A 4,266-nucleotide genomic window follows, 5' to 3' on the forward strand; every position below is an offset into this window, starting at 1 on the left:
GCTATATTAATCTTTTTTGTTTCTATTTGATTCATGTATAAAATATTTTAAATAACCGTTTGTGGCTATGAAGCTTAAAAGGAAGTAAATAATTGCTATATCCAAATATGAACTATTACCTAAATATAAACCTAAACAACAAATAAATAAACTGACTAAAGTCGTAAAACTGTTTAGAATTAATAGATTCGTAAAAATATCAGTTTTTCTGATAAATAGGTAGGTTATTAGGCAAATAAATAATGAAATAATAATTAAAAAGATATTAAGCATAATTTTTAAAATTTGGTTTAAAATCGTCATTGCGAGCGAACTTTAGTTCGCGTGGCAATCTCAGGATTTTTGCACGAGATTGCTTCGTCAAAATTTTCAATTTTTCCTCGCAATGACGATTCGGCATCAATACACCCTTATTATATATAATCATTTATAATCCTACAAACTGCAAATAAAATTAATTAAAATTCCTTAAATAATTTTAATATTATGTAATCTTAGCCAATCTTTACATTATAAATAGCTATTGTGACAAAAATGTTATAAAAAAATGTTGCTTTCTTTTACATTCGGCATTAACGTATACTTAACATTAATATTTTTAAGGTAAATTGTAATGTCACCAATAGATGTTTTAATAGTAGACGACGAAGAGGATATACGAAATATTATTGCCGCAATTTTGAAAGATGAAGGTTTTAACCCTAAGGTTGCCGCTAATAGTACTCAAGTCCTTAAAATACTTTCCGAAAAACCGGTCTCTGCAGTTATACTTGATATTTGGCTTCAAGGAAGCGAAATTGATGGGCTTGGGATTTTAGAGATAATTAAAAAACGTTATCCTTTAATGCCGGTAATAATTATCAGCGGTCACGGTACTATAGAAACAGCGGTAAATGCTATAAAAATGGGGGCTTATGATTATATAGAAAAACCGTTTAATAATGATAAATTGGTTATTTTACTTAAAAGAGCTTGTGAAGTAACAAAGTTAAAGCGTGAAAATATAGATTTAAAATCAAAGGTTATCGATAAAACCGAATTAGTAGGCAGATGTTCGATAACTTTAAAATATCAAATGGAAATAGAAAAGGCAGCGAGTTCCAGCAGTCGTATAATGATTCATGGTAAGGTCGGTAGCGGTAAAGAGCTTGCAGCAAGATTAATTCATAAAAAATCTAAGAGGGTTAATAGTCCTTTCATTATTTTCAGCCCTACCTGTATGACCACAGAAAAAATCAATCAAGAATTATTCGGCGAAGCAGAAAAACAGGAAAATAATACTAAGCGCCCTACTATCTTAGAATTTGCCAATAACGGCACCTTATATATAGATGAAGTCAGTAATATCCCCATTCCTATTCAGATAAAGTTATTAAAATTTCTTAAAGATCAAACCATTACAAAACCTTGCGGAAAAAATATTAAAGTCGATATAAAAATCATCACTGGTACTTCTAAAAATATCCAAGACGAAGTCAATAACGGTAAATTTTTAGAGGATCTATATCATCGTCTTAATGTTTCTTCTCTAAAAGTCCCCTCACTATATGACAGAAAAGAAGATATACCGCTACTCGTAAAATATTTTGTTAAGCAGCTTTCAAAATTTTCTGGTTTAAAGGAACGTACTTTTGCCGATGAAACTATAGCAGTACTTCAATCCTATGAATGGCCAGGCAATATTAGACAATTACGTAACGTAGTTGAATGGACTTTAATTATGAATCCATTAACTACAGGTAATAATGAAATTATCAAACCTTATATGATACCTTCAGAAATATTAGCAAATAGTGCTAATATTGCAAAGCTTGAAGATAGCTTTGATATGTTATCTATGCCGCTTAGAGAAGCTAGAGAAGTTTTTGAGCGTCAATATTTATCGGCACAAATGAGTCGTTTCAATAATAATATTTCAAAAACATCGTCATTTGTCGGCATGGAAAGATCGGCTTTGCATCGTAAATTAAAACTATTAAGCTTACATATACCTCCTACAAATAGAATAAATGAAGAAGGATATGAGGAAGCAAATGCTTAGAGTCATATCAATAATTACTATTTACTTGTTATTAAGCAGCTGTTCCGAATCTACCCGTGATGCGAATGGATTACTTACAGATAGTCAAAGCGCGGTAATTCGGAATTATATAATATCGCAAAATTCTAAAAATCTTAAAGTGAACCTTAAAGAGAAATTCGGTTCAAATTTAAAAGGAGTAAAATTAATAGGAGTAAAGCTAATAAATGAAGATTTATCAGGAATAGATTTAACTTCCTGCGAAATATTACGTGCTGATTTTGCAGGTAGTAATTTAGAAAAAGCAATACTTACCAATGCTATAATTCAAGAAAGTAATTTTGCAGATTCAGTAATAAAAAATATTTCCGGATATAATTCTGACTTTCAAGGTTCAATTTTTAACAATATAACATTACAAAATACAAATTTTGTTCAATCAAATTTTAGCGATACTGCTTTTAATAAAACTACTATACAAAATGTTAATTTTGAAAACTCTAAATTTAGTCATGTATTATGGAGCAATAATACTATAGAAGGTGTTAATTTTCAAAAAGCTAACTTAAAGAATAATAGCTTTAAAAATACTAATATATCAAATTCAATATTTTATGGTACAGATTTGGAAAAAAGTGTAATAAATAGCACCAATTTTACTAATAATTATTTTGAATCTAGCGACCTAAGTCAAACTAAATTAACGGCAGTAATAATTAAGGATTCTAACTTCGCACAAAGTATTTTTAATGAAGTAAACTTTAATAACGTACAAAGTAATAACTCTTTCTTTTCATACGCTTCCTTTCAGGGTTCAACATTACAAAATATTAGCCTTACTAAATGTGATTTACAAAACAGTACAATTAATAGTTCAGTTTTAAATCAGTTTAAAATCGATAATTCTATATTAAATAATATGAGTCTAAACGATAATAAATTTAATAATTTATCAATAAAAAATAGTAATGCTAATTTTGTAAGGATTAATAAAACTACAGGTTCAAATATCACTTTAGATAATATTAGCTATACTAATAATATTTTTAGCAATAATGATTTTAAACAATTTATAGTGATTAATACCAATTTAACCGGCAGTGAAATAATAAACTCAAATATAACTAATGGGCAATTTAATAATGTAAATTTTTCTAAATCTTTAATACAAAACGTAAATTTTTCAGATGTTAAAATTAATTTAGGCAATTTAAACCAAGTAGCTCTAATAAATTCTAATCTAACAAATACTGCGGTTATTAATTCCGTCCTTGCTAATTCACAAATAAATAATATTAACTACCAAGCATATTCCGGTTTTATTAATACTAATGTTTCTAATAATATTATTTTAAATAACGATAATTCGAGTAAAACCCCACCGAATAATATAGTAATAAGTTCGGTAAAAGATTTGCAAAGAATAACTAACTTAGCAAATATGAATTTAACAAATCTTGACTTAAGTAATCTAAAATTTGATAGAATAGATTTTTCAAATAGTATTTTTAAAAATGCTAACCTAACAAATACGGCAATTAAGAACTCTTCCTTACAAAAGGTAGATTTTTCTGCAACAACAATTTCTAAAACAGATTTTTCAAACTCAATATTAACAGATAGCATATTTAAATCAGCTAAAATTGATCAGGCTAACTTTAGTAACTCTGACCTAACAAATGTTGATTTTAGTGATGCGGCAATTAAAGATACTTCATTTGATAAGGCTAAGACAGGTGGCATGAAAGGAGTGGAGTAGTTTGTTTAAACGTCATTGCGAGGAAAAACTGTAAGTTTTGTACGTACGTACGCAATCTCAGGAGTTTCTCATTATTTCATGAGATTGCCACGCTTCAAGCAAATGCAGCGTTGTTGCATGGCTCAAAAAACCGGCTCTATGTCATTCCCGCGTAGGCGGGAATCCAGAAAAAAGTATAAATACAGCAAATTTTTGAAATTAAAAGCTCGATTTATCTCGCTTTATGCTGGATTCCCGCCTACGCGGGAATGACATAAAACGAGCCATACTAACAACACCGCAAATGCTCGCAATGACGACTTGGGTATCCACACGAACAATATCCCACAGGAACGACATAGAATTTACCTTTGGTTGCTCTTTGAAGATTTTCCTTTATTAGTAGGTGTATTAGAGGGTGTAAATGAATTATTATTTATAAAAGCAGCGGGGCTTTGCTTCTTCATTTTATTAATAATTTGTTGTTGTTTAAGATTATTTATCTTTT

Annotated in this window: 3 protein-coding genes and 1 pseudogene; 2 read left to right on the plus strand and 2 right to left on the minus strand. The window is 29.1% G+C overall.

Going from position 1 to position 4,266, the window contains the following annotated elements; genetic code table 11:
• Positions 1-6: 6 nt before the first annotated feature.
• Together AC1Z7D_RS06050 and AC1Z7D_RS06055 are read right to left on the minus strand one after the other, a co-directional pair.
• Positions 7-273, minus strand: coding sequence for a monovalent cation/H+ antiporter complex subunit F (locus AC1Z7D_RS06050; RefSeq protein WP_482602868.1), 267 nt, complete (start codon positions 271-273; stop codon positions 7-9).
• 11 nt (positions 274-284) lie between these two features.
• Positions 285-400: pseudogene (locus tag AC1Z7D_RS06055) on the minus strand (zinc ABC transporter substrate-binding protein); the annotation flags it as partial.
• A 213-nt stretch (positions 401-613) separates the two neighbouring features.
• On the opposite strand from AC1Z7D_RS06055, the gene AC1Z7D_RS06060 reads away from it, so the two are divergent.
• Together AC1Z7D_RS06060 and AC1Z7D_RS06065 are read left to right on the plus strand one after the other, a co-directional pair.
• Positions 614-2,041 (plus strand): sigma-54-dependent transcriptional regulator, encoded by a 1,428-nt coding sequence (locus AC1Z7D_RS06060; RefSeq protein ID WP_482602864.1) that lies wholly within the window; start codon positions 614-616, stop codon positions 2,039-2,041.
• Positions 2,010-3,779: a pentapeptide repeat-containing protein gene (locus AC1Z7D_RS06065; protein ID WP_482602866.1), complete on the plus strand. Its 1,770-nt coding sequence runs from the start codon at positions 2,010-2,012 to the stop codon at positions 3,777-3,779. Before AC1Z7D_RS06060 ends, AC1Z7D_RS06065 begins: the two co-directional genes overlap by 32 nt.
• Positions 3,780-4,266 lie beyond the last annotated feature (487 nt).

It is taken from the genome of Rickettsia sp. (assembly GCF_965035265.1).